Raw genomic sequence first — 5,328 nt, 5'->3', positions numbered from 1 at the left:
GAACGCGATGGTGGCGGCGGCGAGCCGTGGCGGCAGCGCGAGCAGCACATGCCCGGCCCGGTACGTCGCGATGCGGCCGGCCGGATCGATCGCGTCCAGTTCGACGCCACGCGCCACGCGGCCGATCCGCCGCACCGTTTCGCCGGTGACGATCCGCGTGGTGCGCAAGCGCGCCCGCACGGCGTCGACCAGCGCCGTCATGCCGCCGTCAAGCCGCATCGATCCCGTCGCATAGCCGTGCAGGCGCTGCGGCGCGCCGTGCGGCGAACGTTCGACGAGCATGTCGCCGGCTTCGTGCTGGGCGAAAGCCGGCAGGCCCAATGCGTCGATCAGGCCGCTCAGCGCGGGCTGCATCGACGGCCAGAACCATGTCGCGCCGAGATCGACGCGCGCGGATTCAGCGGCGCAGGCAGCGGCCGAATCCAGCTGCGCGGCCGTCGGCGATTCGATACGCCCGCCGAGCCGCTCGCCGGCCTCGATCAGCACGGCGTCCACGCCGTGCCGTTCGAGCCGCCAGGCCGCGACGAGGCCCGCGAGCCCGCCGCCGACGATGGCCACGGTGGCGTCGCGCGTCCCGCGCAACGTCGTCACGCGGGCCGCTCGGGAATCGGAGCGGTCGCCGTCGAACAGCCGGGTCATGCGGTCACCTCGTCGCGTCTCTCGCGCAGCGTTTTCACATAGACGGTCGTGCCGGCCGTTTGCGCGCGGCAAGCGGGGCGGTCGCCGTCGGGCAGGCGAATCCAGCTGCCGCGCGGATAGCTGTGGTCGTCGAGCCGCAACGCGCCCTCGATCACGAGCAACTCGACGCGCCCTTCCCCCGCAATCTCGGGCGCGGCCTGCGCGGCCAGCCGCTGCAACGCCACGGTTTCTTCCGGCGAATCGAACAGCGGGCAGAACGCGCGCTCGCCGCGCTGCCGCCACGCAGCCGGGTCGCGCGTGTCGATGCGCACCGTGCGCGTCTCGTCGGCGCGCATCTGGCGCAGCTTGACGAACAGCAGCGCGCCGTCGTCGCTCGACGGCCGGTGCGCCGAGCCGGGCGGATTGCGCAGATACCAGCCGGCCGGGTAATGGCGCTCGCCTTCCGAGAACACGCCCGCGAGCACCAGGATTTCCTCGCCGCCGGGGTGCGGATGGCTCGGGAAATGCGAGGCGCGCGCGTAACGCACGAGGCTGGTCGCGCGCGCCTGTTCGCCGCCGACGCGATCGAGCATCGCGCGCTCGACGCCGGCCTGCGGCGAGGCGATCCAGCGGGCTTGATCGGCCGGCACCACGGCGCGGCGCGTGAAATCGGCATTGACGAGCATGTGGGCATCCTTGAAAAAAACACCGCCACGGTTGGACGCCGTGGCGGTCAAACCACGCCGGCGCGCTCAGGCCGCCGGCAACGCCGCGTGCGCGTCCAACACGCGCGCCGAATAGGTCAGCGCCGCGCCCGCGTTCAGCGCGATCGCCACGCCGAGCGCCTCGGCGATCTCCTCGCGCGTCGCGCCGTGCTCGACGGCCTTCTGCGTATGCACCGCGATGCAGCCGTCGCAGCGCGTGGTCACCGCCACGGCCAGCGCGATCAGTTCGTGGATCTTCGGTTCGAGCCGGCCGAGCTTCGCGCCCGCGCCGTCGATCGTCATCAGCCCGCGCATCGCGTCCGGGTTCAGCTTCGCGAAATCGCCGACGCGCTCCAGCAGCGCGTCGCGATAGCCATTCCATTCCTGCATCATGATGGGTTGCTCCTCGGTCAAAAACGGATCAGGCGGTTTGATAGACGCGCACGTCGGGCGCGGCGTCGAGCAGCGGCGTCAGCTCGCGCACCACGTCGGCCGTGAACAGCGCGCTCGTCAGATAGGCCTGCGCGTGCGCCTCGCTGTCGAAGCCGTGCAGCACCTGCACGTCCGCGTCGCGCAGCAGCAGCTGCTTCGAGCTTGCGCCGGGAATCGTGTCGAGAAACACGGCCTTGTACTTCGCGTAGACGCCCGCCGCCGCCGCGCGCTGCGCCGCGGCGATCTTCAGCGTGATTTGCAGATACACCATCGTGTCGACTCCTTCGAGAGGGGGTGAACGGAATTCAGGCGTGGCGGCCGGCCATCACGCCGCCGTCCACCGGCAGCACGGTGCCGGTGATCCACGAGGCTTCCGGCGACGCCAGGAACAGCATCGCCTCGGCGACGTCGGCCGGCTGGCCGTTGCGCCCGAGCGGATGAAACGCGTTGAACGCGGGCAGCGTGGCCTTGACCTGTTCGTCCGACATGAACGTGTTGTAGACGGGCGTTTCGACCACGGCCGGGGCGACCGTGTTGATGCGGATGCGCGACGGCGCGAGCTCGATCGCGAGATTGCGCGTGAGCGCATGCACGCCGGCGTTGGCCGCCGAATAGGCCGCCGACGGCGTCGCGCCGATCGCCTGCAGCGCCCACAGCGAGCCGGTCTGCACGATCGCGCCGCCGCCGCGCAGTTGCATCGCCTTCGCGGCGGCCTGCGCCATGAAGAACTTGCCCTTCAGGATCGTGTCGAGGAAGCCGTCGTATTCGGCTTCGCCGACCTCGAGGAACGGCTTCGGGCTGAAGATGCCGGCGTTGTTGATCAGGATGTCCACGCCGCCGAACGCCTGCGTCGCCAGTTCCACCAGCGCGGCGGCCGCGGCCGGCGTGGCGATGTCGCCGGCGAGGGTGCGCACGCGCGCGCCGCTCGCGTCGATCTCGGCCGCCGCCTGCTTGAGCTTGGCTTCGCTGCGCCCGCCGATCACGACGCTCGCCCCCGCCTTGACGAGCCGCGCCGCGACCTCCTTGCCGATGCCCGAGCCGCCGCCCGTGACGATCGCCACCTTGGAAGAAAAACTATGCATGATGAACTCCGTTCGTGATCGTGGATGGCCACGGGGCGGAGACGCGGCGTGACTGCCTCGTATCGCCTGAATTGCCGTGGTTCGATACGGCATTGTTCGCCTGCGGGCGGCGCGGCACAAACCAGATAATGTGTGCGGCATTGAAAGAAAATCTTTATCTTGTCGTGGCATGCGAACGGCGGCCGGCGTATCCTCGGCGGATCGTCCCGCCCCTGCTGCCGCCACCGTGAAAAGCCCCGTATTCCTGAACGCGCTGCGCGCGTTCGAAGCCAGCGCCCGCCATCAGAGCTTCTCGGCCGCTGCCGCCGAACTGAACGTCACGCCGGCCGCGGTCGGCCAGCTGGTGCGCTCGCTGGAGGATTGGCTCGGCGCGCCGCTGTTCCATCGCGGCACGAGCGGCCGCGCGCGGCTGGTGCCTACCCCCAGCGCCGAACGCGCGCTGCCCGAGATCCGCGCCGGCTTCGACCGCCTGTCGATCGGCCTCGACCGGCTGCGCGAAGGCACGCGCTCGGGCGTGCTGACGGTGGCCGTCAGCCCCGCGTTCGCCGCGAAATGGCTGCTGCCGCGCATCGAGCGCTTCCACGCGCGCTGCCCCGAAACCGACGTGCGGCTCGACACCAATCTGAAGCCGGTGGATTTCGTCGCGCAGGGCATCGATATCGGCGTGCGTTACGGGCGTGGCGTGTGGCCGGGCCTGGTAGCCGAAAAACTGATGGACGAACAGATCGATCCGGTCTGCTCGCCGGGCTGGCTCGCGCGGCACGGCACGCCCGCCTCGCCGCACGCGTTGGCGGGCAAGGCGCTGATTCACGATCTGTCGGTGGAGCCGAACGCGGGGTTCGCGTCGTGGGAGGCATGGCTGGCCCACGCGGGGGCCGGCGAGGTGGATGCGCGGCGCGGCATGCAGGTCAACAATTCGGCGGCCGTGCTGCAGGCCGCCATCGACGGCCACGGCGTGGCGCTCGCGCGCAGCGTGCTGGCCCGCGACGACGTGGCCGCCGGCCGGCTGGTGCCGCTGTTTCCGGCGATCCGCTTCGCGTCGGCGCTGGCCTATTACGTCGCGTATCGCGCCGATTGCGCGGCGCAGCCGAAGCTCGTGGCGTTCCGGGAATGGTTGATGGCCGAGGCGGCCGGCAGCGGCGGCGCGCCCGCCTAGCGGCAGCGGCCGTTCGTCACCGTTGCGCCGCTGGCGACGTTCAGCGCGTGGCTTGCGCCTGCGCGAGCGCGTCGAGCGCCGCGCTGCGGGCCTGCACGCGGGCGAACAGGCCGTCCACGTCGAAGCCGTCGAGATCGATGTCGAAGCGCTCGTCGAGGCACGCCGCCCACGCGGCCGGATCGGCGAGGCGTTCGCTGCTGGCCTCGCCGCGCGCGTCCCGCAGCGTGAACACGTCGTTGTGCAGCGCGGCGCGCCCTTCGGGCAGCACGCGGCTGACGATCAGATCGTTGACGAACTTCGAATCGGGATGGGTGGACGTGTACCAGTTGGCCACATCGATATCGACGCGTTCGACGCGCCGCGCGCCGAACCGGTAGACGCTCTCCCAACGCTTCGCCGTCCTGAATTCGAGATCGAACTCGCCCGGCACCGGCGCGGCCACGAGCCGGTATTCGCCGTGCGGCGTGCGCTGCGCGATGCCGGGCGTGGCGGCCAGCGGCGCCGTTTGCGTCACGCCGCCGAACCCCACGTCGACGTTCCAGCTTTCGCCGTCGAGATCGACGCGCAGCAGCTTGTGGGTTTGCGGCGTGGCCACATCGGCGGTTTGCTGCCAGCGCACGCGCGCGATCAGCGGCGTGACGCGAAAGCCGAACTGCCGCAGCGCCGCGTGGAACAGCCGGTTCTGCTCGAAGCAGTAGCCGCCGCGGCGGCGCGTGACCATCTTCGAGGCCAGCGACAGCATGTCGAGCCGCACCGGCAGGCCGGTCAGCGGATCGAGATTCTCGAACGGAATCGCGCGCGGATGCAGCAGATGCAGTTGCCGCAGCGCGTCGAGCGTCGGCTCCACCTTGCCGCGATAGCCGATGCGTTCGAGGTAGGTCGGGAGATCGAGGTCGTTGTACATGCTGGAGGAATCCGTTGGAAGAGGAAGCCGGCGGCGAATGCGCGATACCTTAGCACCGCGCGCCGCGCGGCGTCCGCAAAACGCCACGGGCCGCGTGGGATGCGCGGCCCGTGAATGACGTGGCGCCGTGCGGCATCGCCCGGCGCTCAGCGCGTCGCGCGGCGCAGCGCCAGCGCGGCGACCGGCGGCACGTCGATGCCGTGTGCCGCCGCGTAGTGCACCGCATCGTGCAGCGTGGTGGCGGCGGCGTCGATCTGGTCGGGAGCGTGTTCGGCGAAGCGCGATGCGGTGGCGTCGAGCGCCTGCGCGCGGCCGCCTTGCGGCAAGGCTTCGAAGCGCTGGAGGCCTTCGCCGAGCGAGACGAGGCCGGTGCGGAACGTATCGCGGTCGATGCCGGCCTGGGGCGCCGAGGCGAACGCCTGCGACAGGAGC

At 70.9% G+C, this 5,328-nt stretch carries 7 protein-coding genes and 1 pseudogene; 1 reads left to right on the top strand and 7 read right to left on the bottom strand.

All coding sequences use genetic code 11. The annotated features are described in order from the left end of the window. The 5 genes from G3N92_RS30560 to G3N92_RS30540 form a co-directional block, all read right to left on the bottom strand. On the bottom strand, positions 1-639 hold a 639-nt coding region (locus G3N92_RS30560; protein WP_206131282.1), incomplete at its 3' end, for an FAD-dependent oxidoreductase. Further along, positions 636-1,304 (bottom strand): cupin domain-containing protein, encoded by a 669-nt coding sequence (locus G3N92_RS30555; RefSeq protein ID WP_206131281.1) that lies wholly within the window; start codon positions 1,302-1,304, stop codon positions 636-638. The genes G3N92_RS30560 and G3N92_RS30555, both read right to left, overlap by 4 nt. 66 nt (positions 1,305-1,370) lie before the next feature. Further along, complete coding sequence (locus tag G3N92_RS30550) at positions 1,371-1,715, bottom strand: carboxymuconolactone decarboxylase family protein (RefSeq protein ID WP_206131280.1); 345 nt, start codon at positions 1,713-1,715, stop codon at positions 1,371-1,373. A gap of 28 nt (positions 1,716-1,743) precedes the next feature. Then, on the bottom strand, positions 1,744-2,025 hold the full coding sequence (locus G3N92_RS30545; protein ID WP_206131279.1) for a hypothetical protein: 282 nt from the start codon (positions 2,023-2,025) through the stop codon (positions 1,744-1,746). 34 nt (positions 2,026-2,059) lie between these two features. Next, on the bottom strand, positions 2,060-2,836 hold the full coding sequence (locus G3N92_RS30540; RefSeq protein ID WP_206131278.1) for an SDR family NAD(P)-dependent oxidoreductase: 777 nt from the start codon (positions 2,834-2,836) through the stop codon (positions 2,060-2,062). A gap of 226 nt (positions 2,837-3,062) precedes the next feature. Here G3N92_RS30540 and gcvA point away from each other — a divergent pair, with 226 nt between their 5' ends. Beyond that, positions 3,063-3,992, top strand: a complete 930-nt coding sequence (gene gcvA / locus G3N92_RS30535) for a transcriptional regulator GcvA (RefSeq protein ID WP_206131277.1) — start codon at positions 3,063-3,065, stop codon at positions 3,990-3,992. 40 nt (positions 3,993-4,032) lie between these two features. On the opposite strand, the gene G3N92_RS30530 is transcribed toward gcvA, so the two are convergent. After that, positions 4,033-4,896, bottom strand: a complete 864-nt coding sequence (locus G3N92_RS30530) for an arylamine N-acetyltransferase (protein ID WP_206131276.1) — start codon at positions 4,894-4,896, stop codon at positions 4,033-4,035. Positions 4,897-5,042: 146 nt separating this feature from the next. Further along, a pseudogene (locus G3N92_RS30525) lies at positions 5,043-5,328 on the bottom strand (hypothetical protein); the annotation flags it as partial.

Origin of the sequence: Burkholderia sp. Ac-20379 (genome assembly GCF_017104645.1) — a bacterium.
Lineage (GTDB): Bacteria > Pseudomonadota > Gammaproteobacteria > Burkholderiales > Burkholderiaceae > Burkholderia.
The sequence above is the reverse complement of the archived record's forward strand: the minus strand, read 5'-3'. Positions and strand labels throughout refer to the sequence as shown.

What these genes read in the sequence shown, in the direction of transcription:
- G3N92_RS30540 (WP_206131278.1), bottom strand. Translation starts at nt 2,836, where the DNA reads ATGCATAGTTTTTCTTCCAAGGTGGCGATCGTCACGGGCGGCGGCTCG.
- G3N92_RS30530 (WP_206131276.1), bottom strand. Translation starts at nt 4,896, where the DNA reads ATGTACAACGACCTCGATCTCCCGACCTACCTCGAACGCATCGGCTAT.
- G3N92_RS30550 (WP_206131280.1), bottom strand. Translation starts at nt 1,715, where the DNA reads ATGATGCAGGAATGGAATGGCTATCGCGACGCGCTGCTGGAGCGCGTC.
- G3N92_RS30555 (WP_206131281.1), bottom strand. Translation starts at nt 1,304, where the DNA reads ATGCTCGTCAATGCCGATTTCACGCGCCGCGCCGTGGTGCCGGCCGAT.
- G3N92_RS30545 (WP_206131279.1), bottom strand. Translation starts at nt 2,025, where the DNA reads ATGGTGTATCTGCAAATCACGCTGAAGATCGCCGCGGCGCAGCGCGCG.